This is a genomic window from Streptomyces sp. NPDC092952, from assembly GCF_044754785.1.
GTDB lineage: Bacteria > Actinomycetota > Actinomycetes > Streptomycetales > Streptomycetaceae > Streptomyces.
Genome location: NZ_JBIVPT010000001.1, coordinates 739,513 through 765,165 on the forward strand (window position 1 = coordinate 739,513; position 25,653 = coordinate 765,165).

The following is a 25,653-nucleotide window of genomic DNA, read 5'->3' on the forward strand; positions in this document are numbered from 1 at the left end:
TCGAAAATGCCCGGCGCACCCCCGCCGGAAGGGATCTCCACCCACACCGTCACGGAAAGTTATCCACGGAAGTTATCCACAGGCTGTTGATAAGACTTGTCACTCCGTGGTGCGCATCCGGCGAAATCCGGCCACTCCCCCCGCCACAACTGCGGCGAACCCCATTTGCAGTCGGCCGAATAGCGCTCCGATCACCCCTCGGTAAGCTGACGGCATGACAGGACAAGTGCGTACCGTCGACGGCCGCGTGGCCGGTCGGCGCGGGCAGGCGACGCGGCAGAAACTGCTCGACTGCCTCAGCGAGATGCTCAGCTCCTCGCCGTACCGGGACGTCAAAGTCATCGACGTGGCCCGGAAGGCGGGGACTTCACCCGCGACGTTCTACCAGTACTTCCCCGACGTCGAGGGCGCGGTCCTCGAAATCGCGGAGGAAATGGCCAAGGAGGGCGCCGCGTTGACCGAACTGGTCGCCGGGCGCTCCTGGGTCGGCAAGGCCGGCCGCCAGACCGCCGAGGAACTCGTCGACGGGTTCCTGGACTTCTGGCGCCGCCATGACGCGATCCTGCGCGTGGTCGACCTGGGGGCCGCCGAGGGCGACAAGCGGTTCTACAAGATCCGTATGAAGATCCTGAACTCGGTCACCAACTCCCTCACCGATTCGGTCAAGGAGCTCCAGGCCAAGGGCAGGGTCGACCAGGAGGTCAGTGCCGCCGCGATGGCCGGTTCGCTGGTGGCGATGCTGGCCGCCGTCGCCTCGCACCAGAAGGGGTTCACCACCTGGGGCGTGAAGCAGGCCGAACTGAAGCCGAACCTCGCGCTGTTGGTGCATCTGGGCATCACCGGCAAGAAGCCCGCGAAGTAGCCCCGGCGCCGACGGCCCCCTCCCCACCGGGGAGCGTGCGGCCGCCCCGGGCGCACTCCAGGTCCTGTCACACCGGCGGCGGGCCACGCATGTGGTCCGCCGCCGGTGCACCCGGGGCCGTCCGGCCGCCCCGCCTCGCGACCCTCCGGGAGCCCGCGCGGTTCAGGAGTCCTCGCGGGGACGCAGTCGGAAGAGCCGGATCTCCCGGTCGATCCTCGCCTGGTACGCCTCGTACGGCGGCCAGAACCTCAGCGCGGCCGCCCACACCTCTTCCCGCTCGGCGCCCTTCAGCAGCGTGGCGTGTACCGGGATGTCCCGGCCCCGCCAGTTGACCACCGCGCTGTCGGGACCGGCCAGCAGGTTCGCGGTCCAGGCCGGATGCCCGGTGCGGCCGAAGTTGCTGCCGACCAGGATCCAGCTCCGTTCCGCGCCGCCCTCCGGCATGCAGGCCAGCGGGGTGGTCCTCGGCACCCCGCTGCGCGCCCCCGGCACCGTGAGCACCAGCCCCGGCAGCATCCGGGAGCTGAGCAGCACCCGGCCCCGGGTGAGCCGGTGCACCGCGCGGTCCATGGCGGGCACCACGTGCGGGGCGATCCTCGCGAACGTACGGGTGGCGGAGACCTTCTGGACGAGCCGGACGCCGGGTGCCATCAGACCGCCCCCACCCGCTCGGCCGGTCCCGGCCCCGTCGCGGCCCCCGGCGCTCCCGCCGCCCCTTCGGCGAGCAGTCCGGCCCGTCGTGCCGCGTGGTCGCGGAGCCGGTGCACGGGGCCGAAGAGCAGCTCGGCGGCGGCCGCCCGCCCGAAGTACAGCCGCGCCTCGCGCTCCCGGCCGGGGCCGCCCCCGCCGGGCAGCTGCACGGCCTCGGCGGCGGTGGTCCGCAGCGCCTCCAGGGCCTGGGCGAGGGCGAGTCCGCCGGCCGCGGCCGGGTTCCAGGCCGCGCAGTACGCAGCGGAGCGGGCCTCCTGCACCCGTACGTAGAGGTCGGCGAGGCGGTGCTCGGCGGCCCCCCGCCCGCCCGCCGCACGGTGGGCGCCCGGTGCCCGGAGCCGGCCGAGCGTCCGCTCCAGCGCGCCAGCCGCCGAGCCCACCGCCTCCGCGGCGAGCAGCGCGGCGGCGGTCCGCCCGGCCTCGGCGAGGGCGCCGGTCACGTCGGTGGCGGGGTCGGCGCCGAGGAGTTCGGCCCCGGTGTCACGGAGTTCGAGCCGGGCCTGCGGGCGGGTCCGGTCCAGCGGGGTGCGGGCGGCGCGGACGAGCCCGGTCGCCCCGTCCGGCCGGACGAGGAAGAGGAGCGTACGGCTGCGCGGGAAGCCGCCGGTGTGGGCCGCGACCAGCAGCACGTCGGCGGTGTGCCCGTCGAGGACCCGGTCGGCCTCCCCGTACAGCCGCCAGCGGTCCGGGCCGTCGTCGGTGACGGGTCTGGCCTGGATGCCGCCCGCCCGGCCGCCGCCCGACCAGGTGGCGCCCGCCGGGTCGCCGGTGAGGCCGAGGGCGGTGGCGAGCGATCCGCCGGGGACCGCCAGGGTCGCGGTCAGCTCACCGGACGCGATGCGCGGCAGCAGCGCGGTGCGCTGGGCCTCGGTGCCGAGCGCGGCGACGAGCGGCGCGGCCAGCACGGCGGTCGCGACCAGGGGCGAGGGCAGCAGGACGCGGCCGGTCTCCTCGCAGGCGACGGCGAGCCCGGTGGGTCCGTGGCCGGTGCCGCCGTACTCCGCCGGCAGGGCCAGTCCGGGCAGGCCGGGGTCGCGGGCGAGCCGCCGCCACACGCCGGGGTCGTAGCCGTCGACGGGCGGCGGGGCGGTGTCGTCGTCATCGTCTCCGGCGCCGGTGCCGGGTGCGGGGCGCGCGGCCGGGAGTCCGGCGAGGGCGCGGCGTATCCCGTCCTGTTCCGCGGTGAAGGCGGCATCCATCTCGGGCTCCTTCCGCCGAGGGGTCCGTAACCCCTCATCTGACGGTGCGTCATATTAGGTGGGGATCAACGAGATGCACAGGGCCGCGCACGGAAGGGGTCCGTCGGCGGTCTGCCCCGCACCCCGGATCTGATGTACCGTCAGATTTATGTCTTCCTCCCAGCGCAAGGTCGCCGTCGTCGGGATATCCCTCGCCGACTGCGGGCGTGTCGACACGGCCACGCCGTACGCCCTGCACGCCCAGGCCGCCCGACGGGCGCTGGCCGACTCGGGGCTGGACCGGTCCGTCGTCGACGGGTTCGGCTCCGCCGGGCTCGGCACGCTCGCCCCGGTCGAGGTCGCCGAGTACCTGGGCCTGAAGCCGACCTGGGTGGACTCCACCTCGGTCGGCGGCTCGACCTGGGAGGTGATGGCGGCCCACGCGGCGGACGCCATCGCGGCGGGGCGCGCCAACGCCGTACTGCTGGTGTACGGGTCGACGGCGCGGGCGGACATCAGGGCGGGGCGGCGGACCTCCAACCTCTCCTTCGGGGCGCGCGGCCCTCTCCAGTTCGAGGTGCCGTACGGGCACTCGCTGATCGCCAAGTACGCGATGGCCGCCCGCCGCCACATGCACGAGTACGGCACGACGCTGGAGCAGCTCGCCGAGGTGGCGGTGCGGGCGCGGGCCAACGCGGCGGCCAATCCGGACGCGATGTTCCGGGAGCCGATCACGGTCGACGACGTGCTGTCCGGGCCGATGATCGCGGACCCGTTCACCAAGCTGCACTGCTGCATCCGCAGCGACGGCGGCTGCGCGGTGCTGCTGGCCGCCGAGGAGTACGTACCGGACACGGCCACGGACCCGGTGTGGATCCTGGGCACGGGCGAGCACGTCTCGCACTCCACGATGTCCGAGTGGGAGGACTTCACGGTCTCCCCGGCGGCGGTCTCGGGACGGCTGGCCTTCGAGCGGGCCGGGGTGCGGCCCGCGGAGATCGACCTCGCCGAGATCTACGACGCGTTCACGTACATGACCCTGGTGACATTGGAGGACCTGGGGTTCTGCGCGAAGGGCGAGGGCGGCCCGTTCGTGGAGAAGGGCCGGACCGGGCTGCGGGGCGAGCTGCCGGTCAACACGGACGGCGGCGGCCTGTCCGCCTGCCACCCCGGGATGCGCGGGCTGTTCCTGCTGGTCGAGGCGGTACGCCAACTGCGCGGCGAGGCGGGCGAACGCCAGGTGCGCCGGGCGGACGGCGCGCTTCCGGAGCTGGCGGTGGCCTCGGGGACGGGCGGCTGGTTCTGCTCCTCGGGGACGGTGGTGCTGGGGCGGGGGTGACGGGGCACCGTGCCGGTCGTGCGCTGCAATGGGTCCATGACGACCGACGCACACGGCCCGCAGGACGCGCACGAAACACCCGGCGCACCGGGCACACAGGGCACGCACGAAGCCCCCGGCGCACCCGGCTCCCCGGACCCGTACGACGCGCGCGAGGCGCACCGGAGCTTCCTCGGCCTGTTGCACGCCCAGCGTGTCTGGGACGTGGAGCTGCCCTCCTTCGACCCGGCCGCCGCTCCCCCGGACCCGCTGGCGCTCTTCCACCGCTGGTTCGCCGAGGCGGTGGCCGCCGGGCAGCCCGAGCCGCACACGATGTCGCTGGCCACCACGGACGCGGAGGGCCACCCCGACGTACGGACGGTGATGCTCCACGACGCCGACGGGCGCGGCTGGCACTTCGCCACCCACCGCACCAGCGCGAAGGGCCGCCAGCTCGCCGCCCGCCCGTACGCGGCGCTCGGCTTCTACTGGCCGGCGCAGGGCCGCCAGGTGCGGCTGCGGGGCCCGGTCACCGCCTGCCCGCCCGCCGAGGGCCGGGCCGATCTGCGCGCCCGGTCCACGGGGGCGCTCGCGGCGGCGCTCACCGGGGCGCAGAGCGAGGTGCTGGGATCGGCGGAGGAACTGGAGCGGGCGTCCGACGCCGCCTGGGAGCGGGCCCGCACCGCGCCGGACACGGAGGTCGCGAGCTGGACGCGGTACGTGGTGGAGGCCCGGGAGGCCGAGTTCTTCCAGGGCGACGCCCGCCGCCGGCACGTTCGGCTGCGGTACCGGCGGCGGGACGCTGGGTGGGAACGGGACCTCCTCTGGCCGTAGGACCCGTCCCGCGAAGTGCCGTCGTCCGGGGCCGGTCAGTCGGCGCTGATCGCCTGTACCGGGCAGACCCGGACGGCTTCCCGCACCGTGGCCCCGTCCAGCGCCTCCTCGTAGTCGGGCAGCAGCTCGCTGAACCCGTCGTCGTCCTGGGTGAAGACCTTCGGCGCGGTCAGCGCGCACTGGCCCGCGCCGATGCACCGGCCCTTGTCGATACTGATCCGCATTCCGGCAGATCCTTCCGGTCGCATGTCGATCACCACGTTCCGATCACTGTGCGCGTTTCCTGGGACGGTCGCCGGTTTCACCAGGCCACGGGCAGTTCGAGCAGCCCCTGGATGGTGTCGCCGGGCTTGAAGGGGATCTCCTCGGCGGGCACCGCGAGCCGCAGCCCGGGGAGCCGGTCGAAGAGCGCGGGCAGCGCGATCTCCATCTCGGCCCGGGCGAGGTTCTGGCCCAGGCACTGGTGGACGCCGAAGCCGAACGCGACGTGGTTGCGCGCGTTCCGGCCGAGGTCCAGCTCGTCGGGCGAGGGGTAGGCGGCCTCGTCCCGGTTGCTCGTCGAGGTGGACAGGACGACGCCGTCCCCCGCCCGGATCGTCACGCCCGCCACCTCGATGTCCTCCACGGCCACCCGGGAGATCCCGTCCGCGATCGACAGGAAGCGGAGCAGCTCCTCGACCGCCGAGGGCACCAGCCCCTCCGAGCCGCGCAGCCGGGCCAGCTGGTCGGGGTGGCGGAGCAGGGTGAAGGTGCCGAGCGAGATCATGTTCGCGGTCGTCTCGTGTCCGGCGATGAGCAGGATCTCCGCCAGCCGCACCAGCTGCTCGCCGTCGATCTCCCCGGTCTCCAGCCGGTCGGCGATGAGCTCGTCGAGCAGCCCGTCGCCGGGAGTGGCCCGCTTCCGGGCGATCAGCTCGCGGAAGTACGCGTCGAGCGCGTCCCGCGCCTCCTCGACGTCCGACGGCTCCGGGCCCCGCAGCAGCCTGCGGGACTGTGCCTCGAAGAACTCGTGGTCCTCGTAGGGCACCCCGAGCAGCGCGCAGATGACCATGGAGGGCACGGGCAGGGCGAACGCCTCGATCAGGTCGGTCGGCGGGCCCTTCCGCACCATCGCGTCGAGCAGGCCGTCCACGATCTCCTGGATGCGCGGCCGGAGCGCGGCGGCCCGCCGGACCGTGAAGCTCGGGATCAGCATCCGGCGCTGGACGTTGTGCTCCGGGTCGTCGAGGCCGAGCAGTTCGACGCGGCGCACCGAGGTCTCGGCCAGCCGCCGGGCGAAGAGCGGGAACTCCGGGTTCTCCCGGTTGGACGAGAGCCGCCGGTCGGTCAGGAGGGCGCGCGCCTCGGCGTGCCCGGTGACCAGCCACACCGTACGGCCGTCGTAGAGGCGGGCGGGGGCCACGGGCTGCCGCTCCCGTGCGGTGCCCCGGTAACCGGCGGGCGGGTCGTAGGGGCAGGTGCGGTTCTGGGGGAAGGAGATGGTCTCGGCGTCTGCCATGGCGGACCTCGCAAAGAGAGGGGGGTGTCCTACCGATCTCCGCCCACTAGATGCCTCAGGCACCTAATGGGTCCAGGTGATGTTCGGCCATTTGTCCTCGGTGTTCTCCATTGTCCGCCGCCGTGCCCGGCCGGGCACGCCCGGCCGCGTTTTCCCCGCCGCCGCCGTACCGGGACACCGCGTTCGGGGGCGCTCGGCCCCGTCGGCGGGAAGCGGGGCCGCTCGCTTTCCGTCCGCGAGGAGCAAGATGGAATGCGGAGGCGACGATGAGCCGAACCCGTACCCGATCCCGCGCCCGTCCCCGTTCCCGCTACGCCCCGGACAACGGGTTGACGACCCGCATGGTCGGCACCATGTTCCTGATCGGCCTGCTGTACGTGGTGCTGGTCGGGGTGCTGCTCGCCGTGTTGCGCGGCGCCTGGCCGATCATCCTGATCCTCGTCGGCGGCATGTTCGTCGCCCAGTTCTGGTTCAGCGACCGGATCGCGGCGTTCAGCATGGGCGCCCGCGAGGTCACCCCGGAGCAGGCACCCGAGCTGCACGGGGCGATCGACCGGATCTGCGCTCTTGCGGATATGCCGAAACCGCGCGTGGCCATCGCGCAGAGCGACGTGCCGAACGCCTTCGCGACCGGCCGCAGCGAGAAGACGGCGCTCGTCTGCGCCACCACCGGACTGCTGCGCAGACTGGAGCCGGGCGAGCTGGAGGGGGTGCTCGCTCACGAGATGTCGCACGTGGCGCACCGGGACGTCGCCGTCATGACGATCGCCTCCTTCCTCGGCGTGCTCGCCGGGATCATCACCCGGGTCGCGCTGTGGGGCGGGCTCTCCCGGGGCACCCGGAGCAACGACCCGGTGGGCATCGCGATCATGCTGATTCCGCTGATCAGCGCGGGGGTGTACTGCCTGAGCTTCCTGCTCACCCGGCTGCTCTCCCGGTACCGCGAGCTCTCCGCCGACCGCGCCGCCGCCCTGCTCACCGGCCGCCCCTCCGCGCTGGCCTCGGCCCTCACCAAGGTGAGCGGCCAGATGGCCCGCATCCCGACGGAGGACCTGCGGAAGGCGGAGCCGTACAACGCCTTCTACTTCGTGCCCGCGTTCTCGTCCAAGGAGAGCCTGAGCCGGCTGCTCTCCTCGCACCCGACGCTGGAGAAGCGGCTCGACCAGCTGGCCCGTATTTCCGCCGAGCTCGGCCGCCCGTGAAGGCCGCGCCCCCGTCCCACCGCCCGGAGGTGACCGTCCGTGGGTCTGCTCGACGCGATCCTGGGCCGGAGCAAGCCGGTCCGCCCCGATCTCGACGCGCTCTTCGCCGTCCCCTCCGCCGCCCTCACCCTGGAGGCGGGCGCGGGCTTCGCGCCGACCGGCCTCGGCTCGGTCTGCTTCGCGGGGGTCGAGGGCGGCGCCTTCGCCCGGCTCCAGGAGGACGTACGCGAACTGCTCGACGCCGACACCGGGCGCGGCGGCATCCCCGTGGAGTTCCACCAGGACGGTTACGGGTACACCTGGCTGCTCTCCCGCCACCCCGCCGACGACACCGCGACCCTGGTCAACGACCTGCACGCGGTCAACACCCTGCTCCAGGACGGCGGCTTCGGGCCGCAGCTGCTCTGCTCGCTGATCGGCTTCCGCGACGGGCGGGGCCGCCCGCTGGCCCTGGTCTACCTCTACAAGCGCGGCACCTTCTACCCGTTCGCCCCGGTGCCCGGCGGCGCCGAGAAGCGGGACAACCAGCTGGAACTGGAGGTGCGGGCGGTGCTCGGGGACGACCTCCGGATGGAACAGGACCTGGCCCGCTGGTTCCCGGTGTGGGGCGCCCTGGGGCTGTGACCGGGTGCGGCGCCGGGGTCCGGCCCAGGAGCCGCTCCGGAAGCCCTTCCGGCACTGGGATTCGGTGCTCGTACGCCCGTATGATCACTGCCATGACTGCCGAGACGCCCCGTCCCGCCTCCGCCGCCGCCCGCATGCGCGCCTCGGACGCCGACCGGGAGGCGGTGGTCGAGCAGTTGCGGGAGGCGGCCGCCGAGGGCCGGATCGACCTGGACGAGCTGGACACCCGGCTCGGGCAGGCGCTCGCGGCCAAGACCTACGCCGAGCTGGCCCCCCTCACCGAGGACCTGGTCCCGATCGAGGTGGCCGCGGGCGAACCGCTGGTCCTCAAGGGCGGCATGCACGGCGTGAAGCGCACGGGCGCCTGGAAGGTGCCCGCGGTGATCGTCGCCCAGGGCGGCATGGGCGGCGTGCGGATCGACTTCACCCGTGCCGAGTGCCGGCTGCGCGAGATCGCGCTGGAGGTGCGCGGCGAGATGGGCGGCGTACGGATCGTGGTCCCCGAGGGCTGGGGCGTCGACGTCGACCGGGTGGATCAGGGCCTCGGCGCGCTGAAGGACCGGACCACCCACGAGCGGACCCCCGGCGCCCCGGTGCTGCGCATGACGGGCTCCAGCGGCATGGGCGGGGTGTACGTGCGCCACCCGAACTTCGTCGAGCGCCGCAAGCTGCGCGACCTCGCACCCTGAGCCGCACCGCCCGGATACCCGCCCGGATCCCGTCAGTCCCCCGGCCGGAAGACCGCGACGGCCTCCGCGCCCTCCTCGCGCCGGAAGGCGACCCGCAGCGCCATGCCGACGGCGAGCGCGGACTCCTCGCACTCCACCACCTCCGTCATCATCCGCGGTCCCTCGGCCAGCTCGACCACGGCGGCCACGTACGGGACGCGGGCGCCGAACGGCGGCAGGTCGTTGCGGTGGACGACGGACCAGGTGTAGAGCGTCGCGTCGCCGCTCGCCGTCTCCCAGTCGACGTCCTCGCTCCAGCAGCGCGGGCAGAACTCGCGCGGGTAGTGATGGGCGCGCCCGCAGGCGCGGCAGCGGCGCAGCAGCAGACGCCCCTCGGCGGCGGCGTCCCAGTACGGCCGGGTGAAGGCGTCGGGCTCGGGCAGGTCGAAGCGTACGGCGGCCGAGGTCACGGGAAGAGTCCGATCTGCGCGTCGAGGGACCAGGTCTGCCAGGCCATCGCGAACAGCGCGACCAGCGAGATCAGCGCCATCATCGCGTTCTGCCCCTGCTCGGCCCAGTCGTGGATCATCAGCACGAGGTAGAGAAGGTTGAGCAGGAGCCCCGCGACCAGCGCCACCGGGGTGAGCAGGCCGACCACCAGGCCGAGCCCCAGGGCCAGTTCTGCGTAGACGACGACGTGGGCCATCAGCCGGGGGCGCGGGGCGACGATCCGGCGGAAGCCGGTGCGCACGGCGGCCCAGCGGTGCTTCTCCGCCACGTCGGCGGCCCAGGCGATGCCCGTACCGCGCTCGAACCAGCCCTTCTTGTCCTTGTGCCGCCAGCTCTCCAGCCACCACAGGCCGAGCCCTATCCGCAGAACGGCGAGCCACTCGGCCCCGCCGAGCCAGATCGTCTGCACGGTGCCTCCCACTCAAAGTATCTGACGGTACGTCAGTTCACTTGATGACAGGCGACTCCCGCAAGAGGCATGCGGAAGCGCGCGGACAACTCACGGGCGGCCCGGGGGTGATGCGCGGGCGCGCCCGCGATCCCCCGCACCTCCGTGATCAATTCGCAATCGATTCCGGTCTTGACCGAGACCCATCAACCAGGTGCGCGATTACGCTCCGAACCATGTCCGACAGCGCAGGTACCGCCGGAAGCTCCCGCTCCGCACGGACCGACCTCACCGAGGACCGCCCCGTCTACGTCGTCGGCGGCGGGCCGGGCGGTCTCGCCGTCGCGGCGTCCCTGCGCGAACTGGGCGTACGGGCGGTCGTGCTGGAGAAGTCCGGCCGGGTGGGGTCCTCCTGGCGGGGCCACTACGACCGGCTCCACCTGCACACCACCCGGCGCCGGTCCGCGCTGCCGGGACTCGCGATGCCGCGCCGGTTCGGGCGCTGGGTGTCCCGGGACGACATGGTGCGCTACCTGGACAAGTACGCGGACCACCACGAGCTGGAGGTCGTGACGGGGGTCGAGGTCTCCCGGATCGACCGCGCCCCGGACGGCCGCGACTGGCAGCTCACCGCGACCGGCGGCCGGGTGCTGACCGGCCGGGCCGTCGTCGTCGCCACCGGCTTCAACCACACGCCGCGCGTGCCCGGATGGCCCGGCCTCGACACCTTCGGCGGCGACCTGGTCCACGCCTCGGAATACCGCGCCCCGGCCCCGTACGCGGGCAAGGACGTCCTGGTCGTCGGCATCGGCAACACGGGGGCGGAGATCGCCGTCGACCTCGTCGAGGGCGGGGCGGAGCGGGTCCGGATCGCGGTGCGCACCGTGCCGCACATCGTGCGCCGCTCCACGGCCGGCTGGCCCGCGCAGTCGACCGCCGTGCTGGTGCGCAGACTGCCGGTGCGGCTGGTGGACCGGGCCGCGCGGCTGATGGGCCGGATCTCCGTACCGGACCTCGCCGCGTACGGGCTGCCGCGCCCGGACACGGGGCTGTACTCGCGGGTCAGGGACGGGGCCATCCCGGTGCAGGACGTGGGGCTGATCGACGCGGTGAGGCGCGGCCTCGTGGTGCCGGTGGCGGCCGTCGAGTCGTTCGACGGGGACGCGGTGGTGCTGGCCGACGGCGAGCGGATCACCCCGGACGCGGTGATCGCGGCGACCGGCTACCGGCGGGGCCTGGAGGGGCTGGTCGGCCACCTCGGGGTGCTGGACGCCCGGGGCCGCCCGACGGTCCACGGCGCCCGCTCCCCCAAGCAGGCCCCCGGCCTCCACTTCACCGGCTTCACCAACCCGATCAGCGGCATGCTCCGCGAACTGGCCCTGGACGCACGGAAGGTAGCCAAGCGCATCGCCCGCCACCACCACACCTCCCGCTGACGGTCCCGTTCCCCGGCCGGGAGGTGCGGGGCGCGACCGGGGATCCGGCCGTTCCCCGCACCGTCGTCGGGTCCGGTCAGGATGCGGACGCGGGGTTGACCACCAGCTCCGCCGTGTTGTTGGCGGGCTGCGGGTCGAACGGGAAGGCCACCGGGTTGGCGCCGCCGGTGGTGAGCACGACGCGACCGGTCGCGTCCGGGACCACCCGGTCGATGCGCAGCTCGAACGGGAAGGCGCGCTCGGTGTCCGGCAGGGTCCAGATCGGCATCTCGCAGCTGTAGCGCGGGGCGCCGACCGGGTTCGGGTGGTAGCCGCCGCTCAGGGTGCGGGGCTCGCATCCGGCGGGGGCGGACGTGACGGTGACGCCCTCGGGAACGGTCAGGTCGACGGCCGCGACCGGGTCGCCGGAGCCGAGGTTGCCGATCCACGCCGGGCCGTTGTTGCGGAAGGCGAGCTGGGCGGTGACCGTCTCGCCGGCCGCGCCCCCGACCCGGGCCCCGCGCGCCTCGAAGTCCGCCGTGTTCTCCGCCTGGATGCCGGCGACGTCGTAGTTGTCCTCCTCCGCGAGGTCGGTGGCGCCGTTGCCGGGCTGGACCACGACCTCCACCCGCTCGCGGTAGGCGTGGCCGGCGAGGACCACCCGCAGCGGCCGGGGCAGCGTGAAGGTGCCGCCCGCCTCGATCACCTGGTCGAAGTCGCACGTGGCCGTACGCATCGGGACGTCGTCGCCGCCCGTCGTCGTCCCGTACACGCACTCGGCGTACTCCTCGGGGAACGTGACCCCGTACGTGGTGGTGACGACGGCGCGCAGGCCCTCGGAGCGCTCGCCGCCCCGGTTCGTCACCTTGATCGGCACGGTCAGCGCGTCGCCCGGCAGGGCCCCCTTCACCGGGTAGAGCCCGCTGACCGCCAGGTCCGGGCCGGCGCCGACGGTGACCTCGGTCCCGGAGGAATCGCGCGGGGCCTCCAGGGTGCCGTCCGGACCGCCGGTGGCGACGGCCTCGTAGGTGATCCGGCCGTGGGCGCCGACGCCGGCCCCGGCGGCGGCCTTGACCCCGAGTCGCACCTGGGGGCTGTAGTCGCCGCCCATGACCGGGACCTCGTCGACGGCGCACACGGCCGTGGTCCCGTTCGGGGCGCAGTTCGAGGGCCACTCCACCTCGGCCACCCCGGCCAGGCCGGAGACGTCGACCGAGAGCAGTCCGCCGGTGACGGTGAAGTTGTCGTTGTCGTGGTGGAGCCCGATGTCGAGCGGGCGGTTCGGCAGGTCGGCCCCGAGCGGCAGGCTCTGCCCGGAGGGCGCCTGGATCCAGAGCCGGTCGGTCTGCGGCAGTTCCTGCGCTGCGGCGGGGACCGCCAGACCGGCGGTCAGCAGACCGGCGGCGACGGCGGTGGCACAGGCTCCGAGGCGCGCGGTGCGCCGGACGGAGGCGGATCTCATGTTTCCCCCAAAGGAAGCGGCCCCGGGGACCGGCAGACCCCCTGGACCTCGGACGACGGCCGGCGGGCGGGCCCGGCCGACCGTTGGACCTCCAAGATCGCCAGGAGGTTGTACGGCATCCCCCGCACCCCCTGGAGCCCGTACGGCCGCACCCCGCGCCCGCCCACGGGCCGGATTCCCGCCGGTCTTTGCCTGCACGACCATTCCTGACGAGCCGTCAGTTCAGTAACCTGACACAGTGTCAGCTTTTGTTGGCCGTACAGGAACCCCGACGGACCTCAGGCAGGAGTGGGCGAACGATGCTTGGATCGACTCACGGCACCTTCACCACCGACTTCCGCGCCAGGGTGGTGGCCTGCGGCGAGGAGCCGCACGCGGCCGTCCACAGCGTGACGGTCGAGGCCACCGAGGAACGCGTACCGGACGTCAGCGGCCGGCCGCTGTACGCGCCCGTGCCGGACCTGGACCGCTTCTTCCGGCCCGAGTCCGTGGCCGTCATCGGCGCCTCCGACGCCGAGGGCCGCCCCAACACCGGCATCACCCGGCAGCTGATCGGCTGGGCCGAGCGGGTCGGGGCGCGGCTGTATCCGGTGCATCCGAAGCGGAAGTCGGTGTTCGGGCTGGCCTGCTCTCCGTCGGTCGGGGAGCTGCCGGAGCAGGTCGACCTGGCCGTGCTGCTGGTCGCCGACCCGCTCCCGGTGATCGAGGAACTGGCGCAGGCCAAGGTGCGGTTCGCCGTCGCCTTCGCCTCCGGGTTCGCCGAGACCGGCGAGGAGGGCGCCGCCGCGCAGGCCCGGCTGGCCGAAGCCGTGGAGCGGTCCGGGCTGCGGCTGCTCGGGCCGAACACCAACCTCAACGCCTTCGAGCGGTTCCGGGACGACCTGGAGGGCCCGGCCATCGCGCTGATCACCCAGTCCGGTCACCAGGGCCGCCCCCTGTTCACCCTCCAGGAGCTGGGCGTACGGCTCTCGCACTGGGCGCCCACGGGCAACGAGGCCGATCTGGAGACCGCCGACTTCATCTCGTACTTCTCGCAGCACCCGGAGGTCGGGGCCATCGCCTGCTACGTGGAGGGCCTGAAGGACGGGCGGTCCTTCCTGCTGGCCGCGGACCGGGCGGCGCGGGCCGGGGTGCCCGTGGTGGCGGTCAAGGTGGGGCGCACGGAGACCGGGGCCCGCACGGCCGCCTCGCACACCGGCAAACTGACCGGCGCCGACCAGGTGGTGGACGCGGCGATGCGGCAGTTCGGCGTGATCCGGGTGGACGGGCTCGACGAGCTCCAGGACACCGCGACCCTCCTCGCCCGCGCCCGCGCGCCACAGGCCGAGGGCGTCGTCGTCTACTCGATCTCGGGCGGCACCGGGGCGCACTTCGCGGACCTGGCGACCGGCGCCGGGCTGGACCTGCCCACCCTCTCCGAGGCGAAGCAGAGCGAACTGCACGAGTGGATTCCCGGCTACCTGAACGTGGCCAACCCGGTGGACAACGGCGGCCATCCGGTCGGCGACTGGCGCGGCCGGAAGATCATCGACGCGATCCTCGCCGACCCCGGGGTCGGCGTGCTGATCTGTCCGATCACCGGCCCGTTCCCGCCGATGAGCGACAAGCTCGCGCAGGACCTGGTGGACGCGGCGGAGACCACGGACAAGCTGGTGTGCGTGGTGTGGGGCTCGCCCGTCGGCACGGAGGAGGCCTACCGCACGACGCTGCTCGGCTCGTCCCGCGTCGCCACCTTCCGCACCTTCGGCAACTGCGTCACCGCCGTGAAGGCGTACCTGGACCACCACCGGTTCACCGCGTCGTACCGCTCCCCCTTCGACGAGGCGCCCCGCACCCCCTCGCCGTCGTTCCGCAAGGCGCAGGCCCTGATGCGGCCGGGCCGCCGGCTGAGCGAGCACGCGGCGAAGCAGCTGCTGCGGGCGTACGGCATCCGCGTACCGCGCGAGCAGTTGGTGACCAGCGCCGCGGCGTCCGTCCGGGCCGCGGCGCTGGTCGGCTACCCGGTGGTCATGAAGGCGTCGGGCGCCCGGCTCGCCCACAAGACCGAACTGGGCCTGGTCAAGGTCGGGCTCACCTCCGCGAGCCAGGTGCGGGACGCCTATCGCGAGCTGACCGACATCGCCCGGTACGAGGGCATCGAGCTCGACGGGATCCTGGTCTGCCAGATGGTGGAGCGGGGCGTCGAGATGATGGTCGGCGTCACGCAGGACGCGCTGTTCGGCCCGACGGTGACGGTCGGGCTCGGCGGCGTCCTGGTCGAGGTGCTGCACGACACGGCGGTGCGGGTGCCGCCCTTCGGCGAGGACCAGGCCCGCTCGATGCTGGCCGAACTGCGCGGCCGGGCCCTGCTGGAGGGCGTCCGGGGCGGGCCGCCGGTGGACGTGGACGCGCTCGTCGAAGTCGTGCTGCGGGTGCAGCGGATGGCGCTGGAACTGGGCGACGACCTCACCGAGCTGGACATCAACCCCCTGATGGTGCTGGGGCGGGGGCAGGGCGCGGTGGCGCTCGACGCGCTCGCCGTCTGCCGCTGACCGACCGCCGCCGTTCCGCCGCGCGAACCACCGACCTCCACCCAGGAGTTTCCCCATGCCGTCCTCCCCCGAAGACACCAACGGGTCCACCGGATCCACCGGGGCCCCGGGCCCCGCCGATCCGCTCGGTCCATTGGTACTGCACACCACTGACAACGGCGTCCTGCGGATCACCCTCAACCGGCCCGAGGCGATGAACGCCGTCACCTGGGAGCAGCGGGAACGGGTGATCGCCCTGCTCGCGGACGCCTCGGCCGACCCGGCCGTACGGGCCGTCGTCCTCACCGCCACCGGCCGCGGCTTCTGCGCGGGCGCCGATCTGCGCGGCACGTCCCCGGCCTCCGGCGAGCGGGTGCCGGGCGACGTGGCCCGGACGATCCGGCTCGGCGCGCAGCGGCTGATCGGCGCGGTCCTGGACTGCGAGAAGCCGGTGATCGCGGCGGTCAACGGCACGGCGGCCGGGATCGGCGCCCATCTCGCGTTCGCCTGCGATCTGGTGCTGGCCGCCGAATCGGCCCGGTTCATCGAGGTGTTCGTGCGCCGCGGTCTGGTCCCGGACGGCGGCGGGGCGTATCTGCTGCCCCGGCTGATCGGCCCGCAGCGCGCGAAGGAGCTGATGTTCTTCGGCGACGCGCTCCCGGCGGCGGAGGCGGAACGGCTCGGGCTGGTCAACCGCGTCGTGCCGGACGCGGAGCTGGCGGCGACGGCGACGGAGTGGGCGCGGCGGCTGGCCGACGGCCCGACCCGGGCGATCGCCCTCGCCAAGCAGCTCGTCAACGCCTCCCTGGACGCCGACCGCACGACCGCCTTCGCCGCCGAGGCGGCGGCCCAGGAGATCAACATGACGACGCGGGACGCCCAGGAGGGGGTGGCGAGCTTCGTGGAGCGGCGGAAGCCGGAGTTCCGGGGACGGTAGGGCTTCCGGGGCCGGGCGCTGTCAGTGGCGGGTGGCAGCATCGGGCCCATGACGGATACGACACCGTTCGACTGGCGGCCGTTCCTGCTCAGGTGGAGTGCGGAGTGGGCGGACTCCCTGACCGACGACGGGACGCGGAGCGAGGACGACGAAGCCGCGCGGCGGGCGCGGTGGCTGGGGTTCCCGCCCGCGTCCGAGGAGCGGATCGCGGCCGTGGAGAAGCGCCTCGGCCGTCGGCTGCCTCCGTCGTACCGGGAGTTCCTCCGGGTCAGCGACGGGTGGCAGCATGCGGGCGGCTTCGTCTGGCTGCTGGCGGGGACCGCCGAGGTCCACTGGCACGACGACGAGTCCGCGCTCGCGGACATCTTCGAGGAGTACCTGGACGAGGACTCCGATCCCGAGGAGTGGCGGGAGGCGGGCGTCTGGCGGCGCGGGCTCCAGATCGACGTCGAGGCCGACGCCATGCACGTCGTCCTGGACCCGGAGGACGTGGACGAGGACGGCGAGTGGGCCGTGTACAGCTGGGCGAGCTGGCGGGCCGCGCCGCCCGAACGGTACGCGGGATTCGGCGCGTTCATGCGGGAGATGCACCGGGAGTTCCACAGCCTGCGGGCGCATCCCTCCGACGGGGAGCCGGAGTTCGTCAACGACACCACACGGGAGCAGGACGCCCGGATGGAGCGGGCCCGGCAGGCGGCGCTGCGCGGCGACTGGGAAGGGGCCCTGCCTCTGCTGGACGAGGCGAAGGAGTACGGCAGGCCGCGGGCGGTCTGTCTGGGCGACCAGATACGCCGCCTGCTCGGGGAGACCGACGTGTTCCGCCTCGACGACGTGGCGGCCGACCTCCGGTACGCACCGGACCTGCTGCCCGTGCTGGTCGCCGGGCACGCGGCGGGCCCCTTCCGGAGCGACTCGGCGCTGACGTTCCACATGCGGGGCGCCGGTGAGGACACGGTGGCCGCGGCCCGCGCGATGCTGGAGGAGATGCGTGCCGGCACCTACCGGTACGCGCCGGCCGGACCGTTCGGGAAGGCTGTCGGGCGGGCACGGGAGCTGGCGCGGTGGGGCGACTGCGACGCCGCGTGGCGGACGCTGGCGGACGCCCTGCCGGACTGGCTGCCGCTGGGCCCGGACCACCTGGCCCCGCTGGGGTGGCTGGCCGATCCCCTGCTCGGCCCCCTGCTGACTCCGGAGCGGGGCCGCGAGCTGCTGTCCACGCCCCGGGGAGGGCAGCGGGGCGCTTCCCCGGCCCGGACGGCCGGTCTCGACCCGGAGGGTCTGGCCTGGCTCGCGGCCCCGGACTCCGACGACCCTCCGTCCTCCTACCGGTTCGTCCTGCTGGAGGGCGTGGCGCCGGCGGACCTGCCGGGGCGCCTCGCGGACGGGGACGGGGCGGGGCTGGAGGCCCCCATGACGTCCGCCGAGACGCGTCGGCGCGCGTTCCACGGAAGGTGGGAGTTCTCGTCCTACGACGACCGGGCCCTGGTGGCGGTCGGCCGGGCCGGGGACGGTTGGAGCTTCGCCTTCGACGGCGACCCCGCGCAGTTCGACGCGGACCGGTTCGTCTCCCCGGCCGTGGCCGCGTCCGCCGGTACCGGCACCCGCGCGGTGGTCGTCTGGTGCGGCTCCCCGCGCCCGGGGCGCGGAGAGCCGTTCCTCCACCTGTCCGTGGCACGGGACGGCATCGAGCAGTACGCCTTCACCCATGTGGACGGAGAGACGCACCGCACCGGGGAGATACCCGGGTCCCTGGACCCCGGCCGGTTCTCCGGCCCCGGAAGCGGCAGCATCGGGGAGCGGGCGCTGCTGGCGGCCGTGTCCGGAGAGTTCGGGGTCCGGCTGCCGCGTCACGCGCTCACGGCCGGGCGGCTGCACACCTTCACCACCCGCTCGTGGACGCGCCCGCCGGGGGAAGGGGAGGGATACGCCGTGATCAGGCTCGGTCGGGAGGCCTCGTCCTGACCGACGCGTGCCGGTACTCGCTCGGCGCCATCCCGTACGCGGCGCGGAACAGGCGGCTGAAGTGGGCGGGCGCTGCGAGCCCCCAGCGGGCGGCGATCGTCTGGATCGAGCGGTCGGCCAGGCGCGGGTCGGTCAGGTCCGCGCGGCAGCGTTCGAGGCGGCGGTGGCGTATCCAGGCGGCGGGCGAGGTGCCGTCCCGCGCGAACAGCTGCTGGAGCAGGCGCAGCGAGATGTGGTGGGCGTCCGCGACGGCCTGCGGGGTCAGCCGGGTGTCGGCGAGGTTCCGCTCCACGAACGTGCGGATCTCCACGCGCAGGGTGCTGTTGCGGGTCTCCGGCGGCACGGTGCGTTCGGCGTCCAGGCAGCGGCCGATCACGGAGGTCAGGAGATCGGTCGTGACCGACGCCAGGGTGGGCACGTCCCGGGGGGTGAACTCGTGGGCGCGGCGGTGCAGATCGGTGATCCAGCGGCCGAGGACGGCCTCCAGGCCCGTGCCACCGGGAATCGGCACGCCGACCAGCGGGCGCACGAGCCGCTCCGGCAGGGGCAGCAGGGCGCGGGGGACCGTGGCGACGACGGAGGACCACGTGTCCGGACTGGCCCGGATGGTGACGTCGAGGGGCCGGCTGCTGTCCGCCAGTACGAGGTGCCCCGGACCGTACGCACGGACGCCGTCGGCGTGCGTGAGCCGCCCGCTCCCGGAGATCACGTACTGCACCTGGTAGACCTCCGGGTCGTGACTCCGGATCAGGCGCGGTGTGCGCACCACGTCCAGGTGCGGCAGGGCGAGGGCGGAGATCTGGGCCTCGCCCAGGGCCAGGAGCCGCATCCTGGCCCTGAAGTCGTCCCGCATCTCGCTGCGCAGCACATTGCGCAGGTGGGACCGGCGCGCGATCTCCTCCCACAGGGCGAACCGCTCGGGAGCGGCCACCGTCTCCGTCGTGAACTCCGACACCAGCATCCCGCCCCCAGCCACGTCGCCCCGGCGCACGCCCGGCCGTCCGAGCCTGCCCGGACGGCCGGGCGGAGGGCGAGAGGGAGACCGGCCGTTTCCTCGCGGACGGGATGCCCCGGCCCGCACGCCTTGCCGGTCCGTGCGCGGACCGGCAAGGGGCGTGCGGGCGTCGTCAAGGACTTCGGCCGGCCCGCTCGACATGCTGGGGCCGTCATCACGCACCGGACACCAGCCAGAGGAGCCGATCGATGAACAAGCGCTACCTGGGCGTACTGCTCGCCGCCGGGGTCACCGCCGCGGGCCTGATGGTCCCGGCCACCGCCCAGGCGACCGCCCCGGCGGCCAAGGCCGGGAACTGCCGGGCCCACGCCCACTCGGCCAAGGACAACGTGACCCGCGGCAAGCCGTCCAAGTCCAGCGTCCCGCTCCGCAGCACGGGCCCCTACGCGGACTGCCAGATCGACGGGTACGTGGCCGACAACGTCACGCTCGTCTACCACTGCACGACCACGAACGACCTGGGCAGCAAGTGGACCTGGGTACGCATCCCCGGCGCCGGGGGCGGCTGGATCTACAACGAGAACCTCAGCCCGAAGGGGACCAGCAAGACCTGCTGACGGGGGCGCGGGTGCCCGCCCCGGCGGGTACCCGCGAGCAGGGCCGCGCGACGGGCCCCGCCCCTGGCGACCGCCGGGACGGGGCCCGGACCGGCACTTCCAAGCTGCCGGTCCACGCGCCTTCCCATCTGATGAGGCGTCAGTTCTAATCGAAGGGTGATGGGACACGCAGGCATGGCCGCCATAGCCGTCCGGTACCTCGGGTCCGTCGGCGCCGCCAACACCGCCGGCGCCCGGGAGGCGCCGGTCGAACCGCTGCCGCGCCCGCATCTGCGCGCCGTCGCCGAAGGGGAGCGGCCGCCGGTCGAACCGGGTGAGTTCCGCCGGGTGCTGGGGAGTTTCGCCAGCGGCGTCACGATCGTCACGGCGCACGATCCGGACGACCCGGCGGGCCCGGCGGGCTTCGCCTGCCAGTCGTTCGCCTCGCTCTCGCTGGACCCGCCGCTGGTCACGTTCATGGTGGCCCGTACGTCGACGACCTGGCCGCGGATCGCCCGCGCCGGGGCCTTCTGCGTCAACGTGCTCGGCGCGGACCAGGGCGCGCTGTGCCGGGGCTTCGCGGTGAGCGGCGCGGACAAGTTCGCGGGGGTGGCGTACGGGCCCGCCCCGGTGACCGGTTCGCCCCTGCTCGACTCGGTGGCCGCCTGGATCGACTGCCATGTCCAGGCCGTCCACACCGGGGGCGACCATCTGATCGTGGTCGGCCGGGTGGCGGCCCTGGGTGCGACGGACGGGGCCGTTCCGCTCCTGTTCCACCGGGGCGTCTTCGGCCGCTTCGCCCCCCTCGACGGCTGACCCGCCGCATCCCTCAGGGTGTGCGGACCCGGCGGATGACCAGGGCCATCAGGGCCGCCGTCGCGCACAGCGCGCCCGAGGCGTACCAGACCACGTCGTACGTGCCGAAGGTGTCGCGCGCCACGCCGCCCAGGAAGGCGACCAGGGCCGCGCCCACCTGGTGGGAGGCGAGCACCCAGCCGAAGACGATGGCGCTGTCGTCGCCGTAGTGCTCGCGGCACAGGGCCAGCGTCGGCGGGACGGTGGCCACCCAGTCCAGGCCGTAGAAGACGATGAAGAACACCATCGGCGGGTGCACCTCGGGGGCCATCAGCACCGGCAGGAAGAGCAGCGAGACGCCGCGCAGCGCGTAGTAGGCGGCGAGGAGGCGGCGGGCGTCGAAGCGGTCGGTGAGCCAGCCGGAGAAGACGGTGCCGATGACGTCGAAGACCCCGATGACGGCGAGCAGCGAGGCCGCGGCGGTGATCGGCATGCCGTGGTCGTGGGCCGAGGGCACGAAGTGCGTACGGATCAGGCCGTTGGTGGAGGCCCCGCAGATCGCGAACGTGCCGGCCAGCAGCCAGAACGGCCCGGTGCGCGCCGCGTCGGCGAGCACCCGCAGGGTCCGCCGCGCCGCCCCGCGCGCGGGCGCGGGCTTCTCCTCGTACGTGCCGCCGTACGGGGCGAGGCCCACGTCGGCCGGGTGGTCGCGGAGCAGGAACCAGACGAACGGGACGACGGCCAGGGCCGCGAGCGCCACCGTCACCGAGGCGGGGCGCCAGCCGTGGTGGGCGACGATCCAGGCGCAGAGCGGCAGGAAGACCAGCTGGCCGGAGGCGCCCGCGGCGGTGAGGATGCCGGTGACCAGGCCGCGCCGGGCGACGAACCAGCGGTTGGTGACCGTGGCGGAGAAGGCCAGCGCCATGGAGCCGGTGCCGAGGCCGACGAGCACGCCCCAGTAGATCATCAGCTGCCAGGACGCCGTCATCCATACGCTGCCCAGCGCCCCGGCCGCCACCGCGCCGAGGGCGACGGCGACGACCCGGCGGATCCCGAAGCGGTCCATCAGCGCGGCGGCGAACGGCGCGGTCAGCCCGTAGAGGGCCATGTCGACGGAGACGGCGAGTCCGATCTCCCCGCGCGACCAGCCGAACTCCCGGTTGAGCGGGTCGATGAGGAGGCCGGGCAGCGAGTTGAAGGCGGCGCCGCCGATGATCGTCACGAAGGTGACGGCGGCGACGATCCAGGCCCGGTGGACGCGCCGGAGGCGGGGGCGGGCCGGCCGCCCGGGAGCCTCGGACGCATCCCGGGCGGCGGTGTCGGTTGTCTGGGTCACGTCACCCAGCATCGGAGCGGGGCACACCTCCTCACGAGTGGCCGGAGGGACACCCTTCGCAGGAATCGGGCCACCGGCGCGCCCGGTGCCACCGGGCCGCCACCGCCCAGGCGCACCCCGCCCCCACCGCGTACCAGAGCAGATCGGGGGCGTTGAAGGTCGAGCCGAGCACCAGCCGCGCCACCGTGCTGTGCCGGGAGAGTCCGGCGGGCACCCCGGTCAGTTGCAGCAGCTCCACCGCCCAGCTGACCGCCAGCCCGGTCCCGGCCACGACGGCCGGCCGGGCCCCGGGCGCGACCACGGCGACCAGCGCGCAGATCAGCACGGTGTAGAGCGCGTCCCCGGCGTACTTGGCGAGGTCGCCGTCCAGGAGCGCCCGGACCCCGAGCCCGGCGAGCACGGTCAGCACGGCGGCCCCGGCCGTGACCGCGCGGGCGCGCGCCCGGGAGCCCCCGCCGCGCTCCTCGCGTCCGGTCACGCGATCCGCTCCAGCCGGCTGATCGGCCGGGCCACCAGCAGGACCGCCACCACCAGCAGGTTGATCACCGCTCCGGCGAGCAGCACCTCCGGCGCGCCCAGCCGGTCCGCGACCGGCCCGGCCAGGGCCCGGCCCGCCGCCAGCATCAGCAGCGAGCCCGCCACGTCGTAGGCGTGCAGCCGGTTCAGCGCCTCGGGCGGCACATGGGTCTGCACCGTCGTCGACCACATGACCAGCCAGAACGCGAACGCCGCGCCCGCCACGAGCTGCCCGGCCGCGAGCGCGGGCACCGGCAGCCCGAGCCCCAGCGCCACCAGGTTCACGCAGACCCCGGTGAGCGCGACCGCCCCCGCCGCGAGCGGACGGCGGGGCCGCAGCCGAAGGGCGAGCAGCCCGCCGACGACGCTGCCCGCGCCGTTCACCGCCATCATCACGCCGTACGTTCCCGAGCCGTGCGCCTCGGTGACCTCGATCGCGGTGAGCGGCAGCATCGGGCCGAGCACGGTGAAGCCGTAGACCGTCCAGATCGCGATCACCCCCCACAGCCAGCTGCGGGCCCGGAACTCCCGCCAGCCGTCGACCAGTTCGGCGACGAATCCGCCGCGCACGGCCTCGTCCCCGGCGGCCGGGGCGAGCCGCATCAGGAAGAGGCAGATCCCGGAGACCAGGAACGTCGAGGCGTTCGCCGCGTAGACCGCCCCGGCGCTGGCCAGCCCGACGAGCATGCCCGCGAAGGCCGGGCCCGCCATGGTCATCAGCGCCTCGGAGACCCGGAGCACCGCGTTGGCCCGCTGCACGTCCGGGGCGACCCGGGGCACGGTCGAGGCGACGCCCGGCTGGAAGAGCGCGGCGCCCACCCCGGCCACCGCGCTGAGCACGTACACCGCCCACAGCGGCGGGTTCCCGGTGGCGAAGGTGATGGCCAGCACCGAGGCGCCGACCAGCCGCAGCGCGTCCGCGATGACCATCATCCGGCGGGGCGTGAACCGGTCCGCCAGTACGCCGCCGAAGAGCACGAAGAGCGCCAGCGGCCCCATCCAGGCGGCCAGCGCGTACCCGACGGAGGAGTGCGGCCGGCCGGCCCCGAGCAGCCCGGCGGTGAGCGCCACCGGAATCATGCCGTCCCCGAAGAGGGCGGCGGTACGGGCGACGAAGAAGAGCCGGAAGTTACGGTTCCACAGCCCTTCGCCCAGGGACGGGTCGGACGGGAGGGGCGGGAGGGACCGCGCGCCCTCGCCCTCCGCGGCGGGAATGCGCGGGGGCCGCGCTGACTTTGCCTTCACGGGAGTGACATGTATCAGGGTTGAGGTCTATACCACTAGAGGTGAAGGGAGTCCCGCGTATGCCACGTGTGCCGCACCGGGTCGTCGTCCTGGCCCTCGACGGGCTGCTTCCCTTCGAACTCGGCATCCCCCAGCGGATATTCGGCCGCGCGTTCGGCGTCGAGGCGCACAACGCGGGCCGCCGCCTCTACCAAGTCGTGACCTGTTCGGTCCGCCCGCCGGGCCCGGTCCGCACCGACGCGGACTTCACGATCGGCGTCGAGCACGGCCCCGAGGCACTGGCCACCGCCGACACGGTGGTGATCCCGGCCAGTTACGAGCTGGGCCCGGTCCACTCCGAGGGCCGGCTCACCGGGGAACTGGCCGCAGCCTTCGCCCGGATCAGGCCGGGCACCCGGATGGTCTCGATCTGCACGGGCAGTTACGTACTGGCCGCCTCCGGCCGCCTGGACGGGCGCCCCGCCACCACCCACTGGTGGCACGCCGACCACTTCCAGCGGCTGTTCCCCGCCGTCCGGGTCGACCCGGACGTCCTGTTCATCGACGACGGGGACGTGCTGACCTCGGCCGGGGTGGCCGCCGGGATCGACCTCTGCCTGCACATCGTGCGCCGCGACCACGGCACCGCCGTCGCCAACGACGTCGCCCGCCGCACGGTCGTACCGCCGCACCGGGACGGCGGGCAGGCGCAGTACATCCGGCGCCCGGTGCCGGATTCCCGGCTCGCGGCCACGACGACCGCGCGGACCTGGGCTCTCGGGAGGCTGGAGCGGCCGATCCTGCTGCGCGACATGGCGCAGCAGGAGTCGATGAGCGTACGGACCTTCACCCGGCGGTTCCGGGAGGAGGTCGGGATCAGCCCGGTGCAGTGGCTGACCCAGCAGCGGATCGAGCGGGCCCGGCACCTGCTGGAGACGACGGACCTGTCGGTCGACCAGGTCGCCCGGGACGCGGGCTTCGGCACGCCCACGTCGCTGCGCCAGCACCTCCAGGCGGCGCTGGGGGTCTCCCCGACGGCCTACCGGCGCACCTTCCGCGCCGCGCGGACCTGAGGAGACCCCCTCGCGCCCGGCTCAGAACACCAGCACGCCGCGGGCCACCCGGCCCTGGTGGGCGTCCTCGGCCGCCTTGGCGAAGTCCTCCACCGGGTAGGTGGCGGTGACGAGTTCGTCCAGCAGCAGCCGGCCCTCCCGGTACAGCTCCGCGTAGAGCGCGATGTCCCGCTGCGGCCGCGAGGAGCCGTACCGGCAGCCCAGGATCGATTTGTCCAGGTACATCGTCGAGACCTTGAACGAGGCCTCCGCCGACGCGGGCGGGACGCCCAGCAGGACCGCCTGGCCGTGCCGGTCCAGCAGGTCGATCGCAGTACGGATCAGCTCGGTGCGGCCCACGCACTCGAAGGCGTGGTCGGCGCCGTCCGGCAGGATGCCGCGCACTCCGTCCGCCGAGGTCAGGAAGTGGGTCGCCCCGAACTGCCGGGCCACGGCCTCCTTCGCCGGGTTGGCGTCCACCGCGACGATCGTCAGCGCGCCCGCGATCCGGGCGCCCTGGATGACGTTGAGCCCGATGCCGCCGGTGCCGATGACCACGACGGTGTCGCCCCGGTCGACCTTCGCCCGGTTGAGGACGGCCCCGACACCGGTCAGCACCCCGCAGCCGATCAGGGCCGCCGAGGTCAGCGGGACGTCCGCCGGGATCTTCACCGCCTGCACGGCCTTGACCAGGGTCCGCTCGGCGAAGGCCGAGTTGGCGGCGAACTGGTAGAGCCGCTCGCCGCGCCGGGTGAACGGTTTCTTGGGCATCCCGATCGCCTTGCGGCACATCGTGGGCCGCCCCCGGTCGCACTGGGCGCACGCCCCGCAGTTGGCCAGCGTGGACAGCGCGACGTGGTCGCCGGGCGCCACATGGCCGACGCCCGCGCCGACCGCCTCCACCACGCCCGCGCCCTCGTGCCCGAGCACCACCGGCGCCGGGAACGGAATCGTCCCGTCGATCACCGAGAGGTCGCTGTGGCACAGCCCGGCCGCGGCCACCCGCACCAGCACCTCGCCCGGCCCCGGATCACGGATCTCCAGATCGTCGACGACCTCGGTACGCTCGCCGTCGAAGACGACGCCTCTCATCCCGTCTC

At 74.0% G+C, this 25,653-nt stretch carries 25 protein-coding genes; 13 read left to right on the forward strand and 12 right to left on the reverse strand.

What is annotated here, in order from left to right:
- Positions 1-214 precede the first annotated feature (214 nt).
- Complete coding sequence (locus tag ACIQGQ_RS03425; RefSeq protein WP_366294975.1) at positions 215-862, forward strand: TetR family transcriptional regulator; 648 nt, start codon at positions 215-217, stop codon at positions 860-862.
- Between the two features lie 162 nt (positions 863-1,024).
- On the opposite strand, the gene ACIQGQ_RS03430 is transcribed toward ACIQGQ_RS03425, so the two are convergent.
- The gene (locus ACIQGQ_RS03430; RefSeq protein ID WP_402390013.1) at positions 1,025-1,513 is read right to left on the reverse strand and encodes a nitroreductase family deazaflavin-dependent oxidoreductase; all 489 of its coding nucleotides are present in this window, start codon (positions 1,511-1,513) and stop codon (positions 1,025-1,027) included.
- Positions 1,513-2,772 carry an acyl-CoA dehydrogenase family protein gene (locus ACIQGQ_RS03435; protein WP_402390016.1) on the reverse strand — a complete coding sequence of 420 codons (1,260 nt, stop codon included), beginning with the start codon at positions 2,770-2,772 and terminating at the stop codon, positions 1,513-1,515. The genes ACIQGQ_RS03430 and ACIQGQ_RS03435 overlap by 1 nt, the downstream gene beginning before the upstream one ends.
- Positions 2,773-2,920: 148 nt before the next feature.
- On the opposite strand from ACIQGQ_RS03435, the gene ACIQGQ_RS03440 reads away from it, so the two are divergent.
- Positions 2,921-4,090 carry a thiolase C-terminal domain-containing protein gene (locus tag ACIQGQ_RS03440; protein ID WP_366294983.1) on the forward strand — a complete coding sequence of 390 codons (1,170 nt, stop codon included), beginning with the start codon at positions 2,921-2,923 and terminating at the stop codon, positions 4,088-4,090.
- Between the two features lie 36 nt (positions 4,091-4,126).
- Positions 4,127-4,903 carry a pyridoxal 5'-phosphate synthase gene (locus ACIQGQ_RS03445; protein WP_402390019.1) on the forward strand — a complete coding sequence of 259 codons (777 nt, stop codon included), beginning with the start codon at positions 4,127-4,129 and terminating at the stop codon, positions 4,901-4,903.
- A 35-nt stretch (positions 4,904-4,938) separates the two neighbouring features.
- Here the strand turns inward: ACIQGQ_RS03445 and ACIQGQ_RS03450 are convergent, their stop codons facing one another.
- Positions 4,939-5,127 (reverse strand): ferredoxin, encoded by a 189-nt coding sequence (locus tag ACIQGQ_RS03450; protein WP_402390022.1) that lies wholly within the window; start codon positions 5,125-5,127, stop codon positions 4,939-4,941.
- Between the two features lie 77 nt (positions 5,128-5,204).
- Positions 5,205-6,401 (reverse strand): cytochrome P450, encoded by a 1,197-nt coding sequence (locus ACIQGQ_RS03455; protein WP_402390024.1) that lies wholly within the window; start codon positions 6,399-6,401, stop codon positions 5,205-5,207.
- Positions 6,402-6,667: 266 nt separating this feature from the next.
- Between ACIQGQ_RS03455 and htpX the strand changes: the two genes are divergently transcribed.
- From htpX to ACIQGQ_RS03470, 3 genes are all read left to right on the forward strand, one after another.
- The gene (gene htpX / locus ACIQGQ_RS03460; protein ID WP_366294991.1) at positions 6,668-7,603 is read left to right on the forward strand and encodes a zinc metalloprotease HtpX; all 936 of its coding nucleotides are present in this window, start codon (positions 6,668-6,670) and stop codon (positions 7,601-7,603) included.
- A gap of 39 nt (positions 7,604-7,642) precedes the next feature.
- A complete protein-coding gene (locus tag ACIQGQ_RS03465; RefSeq protein ID WP_402390027.1) occupies positions 7,643-8,227 on the forward strand; it encodes a hypothetical protein in 585 nt (194 codons plus the stop codon).
- A 92-nt stretch (positions 8,228-8,319) separates the two neighbouring features.
- Positions 8,320-8,916 (forward strand): DUF1707 domain-containing protein, encoded by a 597-nt coding sequence (locus ACIQGQ_RS03470; RefSeq protein ID WP_402390029.1) that lies wholly within the window; start codon positions 8,320-8,322, stop codon positions 8,914-8,916.
- Between the two features lie 32 nt (positions 8,917-8,948).
- Here the strand turns inward: ACIQGQ_RS03470 and ACIQGQ_RS03475 are convergent, their stop codons facing one another.
- Entirely contained in the window at positions 8,949-9,365 is a 417-nt protein-coding gene (locus ACIQGQ_RS03475; RefSeq protein WP_402390032.1) for a Zn-ribbon domain-containing OB-fold protein, read from the reverse strand.
- Positions 9,362-9,814, reverse strand: coding sequence for a DoxX family protein (locus tag ACIQGQ_RS03480; RefSeq protein ID WP_402390035.1), 453 nt, complete (start codon positions 9,812-9,814; stop codon positions 9,362-9,364). The genes ACIQGQ_RS03475 and ACIQGQ_RS03480 overlap by 4 nt, the downstream gene beginning before the upstream one ends.
- Positions 9,815-10,029: 215 nt before the next feature.
- On the opposite strand from ACIQGQ_RS03480, the gene ACIQGQ_RS03485 reads away from it, so the two are divergent.
- Positions 10,030-11,229 carry a flavin-containing monooxygenase gene (locus ACIQGQ_RS03485; protein WP_402390037.1) on the forward strand — a complete coding sequence of 400 codons (1,200 nt, stop codon included), beginning with the start codon at positions 10,030-10,032 and terminating at the stop codon, positions 11,227-11,229.
- Between the two features lie 76 nt (positions 11,230-11,305).
- Here the strand turns inward: ACIQGQ_RS03485 and ACIQGQ_RS03490 are convergent, their stop codons facing one another.
- Complete coding sequence (locus tag ACIQGQ_RS03490) at positions 11,306-12,670, reverse strand: hypothetical protein (RefSeq protein ID WP_402390039.1); 1,365 nt, start codon at positions 12,668-12,670, stop codon at positions 11,306-11,308.
- Between the two features lie 299 nt (positions 12,671-12,969).
- Here ACIQGQ_RS03490 and ACIQGQ_RS03495 point away from each other — a divergent pair, with 299 nt between their 5' ends.
- The 3 genes from ACIQGQ_RS03495 to ACIQGQ_RS03505 are packed head-to-tail and all read left to right on the forward strand — an operon-like array spanning position 12,970 to position 18,079.
- Positions 12,970-15,201 (forward strand): acetate--CoA ligase family protein, encoded by a 2,232-nt coding sequence (locus ACIQGQ_RS03495; protein WP_402390041.1) that lies wholly within the window; start codon positions 12,970-12,972, stop codon positions 15,199-15,201.
- A gap of 55 nt (positions 15,202-15,256) precedes the next feature.
- Positions 15,257-16,117 carry an enoyl-CoA hydratase/isomerase family protein gene (locus ACIQGQ_RS03500; protein WP_402390044.1) on the forward strand — a complete coding sequence of 287 codons (861 nt, stop codon included), beginning with the start codon at positions 15,257-15,259 and terminating at the stop codon, positions 16,115-16,117.
- A gap of 48 nt (positions 16,118-16,165) precedes the next feature.
- A complete protein-coding gene (locus ACIQGQ_RS03505; protein ID WP_402390046.1) occupies positions 16,166-18,079 on the forward strand; it encodes an SMI1/KNR4 family protein in 1,914 nt (637 codons plus the stop codon).
- On the opposite strand, the gene ACIQGQ_RS03510 is transcribed toward ACIQGQ_RS03505, so the two are convergent.
- Complete coding sequence (locus ACIQGQ_RS03510; protein ID WP_402390049.1) at positions 18,051-19,040, reverse strand: helix-turn-helix domain-containing protein; 990 nt, start codon at positions 19,038-19,040, stop codon at positions 18,051-18,053. The genes ACIQGQ_RS03505 and ACIQGQ_RS03510 overlap by 29 nt on opposite strands.
- Before the next feature lie 242 nt (positions 19,041-19,282).
- On the opposite strand from ACIQGQ_RS03510, the gene ACIQGQ_RS03515 reads away from it, so the two are divergent.
- Positions 19,283-19,651 (forward strand): SH3 domain-containing protein, encoded by a 369-nt coding sequence (locus ACIQGQ_RS03515; RefSeq protein WP_402390051.1) that lies wholly within the window; start codon positions 19,283-19,285, stop codon positions 19,649-19,651.
- Between the two features lie 174 nt (positions 19,652-19,825).
- The gene (locus tag ACIQGQ_RS03520) at positions 19,826-20,446 is read left to right on the forward strand and encodes a flavin reductase family protein (RefSeq protein ID WP_402390314.1); all 621 of its coding nucleotides are present in this window, start codon (positions 19,826-19,828) and stop codon (positions 20,444-20,446) included.
- A 13-nt stretch (positions 20,447-20,459) separates the two neighbouring features.
- Here the strand turns inward: ACIQGQ_RS03520 and ACIQGQ_RS03525 are convergent, their stop codons facing one another.
- Genes ACIQGQ_RS03525 through ACIQGQ_RS03535 form a run of 3 tightly spaced genes read right to left on the reverse strand, consistent with a single transcriptional unit; the run spans position 20,460 to position 23,522 of the window.
- On the reverse strand, positions 20,460-21,773 hold the full coding sequence (locus ACIQGQ_RS03525; RefSeq protein WP_402390054.1) for an MFS transporter: 1,314 nt from the start codon (positions 21,771-21,773) through the stop codon (positions 20,460-20,462).
- A 19-nt stretch (positions 21,774-21,792) separates the two neighbouring features.
- On the reverse strand, positions 21,793-22,239 hold the full coding sequence (locus ACIQGQ_RS03530) for a DUF2809 domain-containing protein (RefSeq protein WP_402390057.1): 447 nt from the start codon (positions 22,237-22,239) through the stop codon (positions 21,793-21,795).
- A complete protein-coding gene (locus ACIQGQ_RS03535; protein ID WP_402390060.1) occupies positions 22,236-23,522 on the reverse strand; it encodes an MFS transporter in 1,287 nt (428 codons plus the stop codon). Before ACIQGQ_RS03535 ends, ACIQGQ_RS03530 begins: the two co-directional genes overlap by 4 nt.
- A 68-nt stretch (positions 23,523-23,590) precedes the next feature.
- Here ACIQGQ_RS03535 and ACIQGQ_RS03540 point away from each other — a divergent pair, with 68 nt between their 5' ends.
- Positions 23,591-24,574, forward strand: a complete 984-nt coding sequence (locus ACIQGQ_RS03540; protein WP_402390315.1) for a GlxA family transcriptional regulator — start codon at positions 23,591-23,593, stop codon at positions 24,572-24,574.
- A gap of 21 nt (positions 24,575-24,595) precedes the next feature.
- Here the strand turns inward: ACIQGQ_RS03540 and ACIQGQ_RS03545 are convergent, their stop codons facing one another.
- Positions 24,596-25,645, reverse strand: coding sequence for a Zn-dependent alcohol dehydrogenase (locus ACIQGQ_RS03545; RefSeq protein ID WP_402390063.1), 1,050 nt, complete (start codon positions 25,643-25,645; stop codon positions 24,596-24,598).
- Positions 25,646-25,653: the final 8 nt, after the last annotated feature.

Coding starts and splice junctions, on each gene's coding strand:
- ACIQGQ_RS03455 (WP_402390024.1), bottom strand. CDS start 6,401: ATGGCAGACGCCGAGACCATCTCCTTCCCCCAGAACCGCACCTGCCCC.
- ACIQGQ_RS03490 (WP_402390039.1), bottom strand. CDS start 12,670: ATGAGATCCGCCTCCGTCCGGCGCACCGCGCGCCTCGGAGCCTGTGCC.
- htpX (WP_366294991.1), top strand. CDS start 6,668: ATGAGCCGAACCCGTACCCGATCCCGCGCCCGTCCCCGTTCCCGCTAC.
- ACIQGQ_RS03440 (WP_366294983.1), top strand. CDS start 2,921: ATGTCTTCCTCCCAGCGCAAGGTCGCCGTCGTCGGGATATCCCTCGCC.
- ACIQGQ_RS03430 (WP_402390013.1), bottom strand. CDS start 1,513: ATGGCACCCGGCGTCCGGCTCGTCCAGAAGGTCTCCGCCACCCGTACG.
- ACIQGQ_RS03485 (WP_402390037.1), top strand. CDS start 10,030: ATGTCCGACAGCGCAGGTACCGCCGGAAGCTCCCGCTCCGCACGGACC.
- ACIQGQ_RS03510 (WP_402390049.1), bottom strand. CDS start 19,040: ATGCTGGTGTCGGAGTTCACGACGGAGACGGTGGCCGCTCCCGAGCGG.
- ACIQGQ_RS03450 (WP_402390022.1), bottom strand. CDS start 5,127: ATGCGGATCAGTATCGACAAGGGCCGGTGCATCGGCGCGGGCCAGTGC.
- ACIQGQ_RS03445 (WP_402390019.1), top strand. CDS start 4,127: ATGACGACCGACGCACACGGCCCGCAGGACGCGCACGAAACACCCGGC.
- ACIQGQ_RS03545 (WP_402390063.1), bottom strand. CDS start 25,645: ATGAGAGGCGTCGTCTTCGACGGCGAGCGTACCGAGGTCGTCGACGAT.
- ACIQGQ_RS03525 (WP_402390054.1), bottom strand. CDS start 21,773: ATGCTGGGTGACGTGACCCAGACAACCGACACCGCCGCCCGGGATGCG.
- ACIQGQ_RS03520 (WP_402390314.1), top strand. CDS start 19,826: ATGGCCGCCATAGCCGTCCGGTACCTCGGGTCCGTCGGCGCCGCCAAC.
- ACIQGQ_RS03505 (WP_402390046.1), top strand. CDS start 16,166: ATGACGGATACGACACCGTTCGACTGGCGGCCGTTCCTGCTCAGGTGG.
- ACIQGQ_RS03515 (WP_402390051.1), top strand. CDS start 19,283: ATGAACAAGCGCTACCTGGGCGTACTGCTCGCCGCCGGGGTCACCGCC.
- ACIQGQ_RS03425 (WP_366294975.1), top strand. CDS start 215: ATGACAGGACAAGTGCGTACCGTCGACGGCCGCGTGGCCGGTCGGCGC.
- ACIQGQ_RS03500 (WP_402390044.1), top strand. CDS start 15,257: ATGCCGTCCTCCCCCGAAGACACCAACGGGTCCACCGGATCCACCGGG.
- ACIQGQ_RS03470 (WP_402390029.1), top strand. CDS start 8,320: ATGACTGCCGAGACGCCCCGTCCCGCCTCCGCCGCCGCCCGCATGCGC.
- ACIQGQ_RS03495 (WP_402390041.1), top strand. CDS start 12,970: ATGCTTGGATCGACTCACGGCACCTTCACCACCGACTTCCGCGCCAGG.
- ACIQGQ_RS03435 (WP_402390016.1), bottom strand. CDS start 2,772: ATGGATGCCGCCTTCACCGCGGAACAGGACGGGATACGCCGCGCCCTC.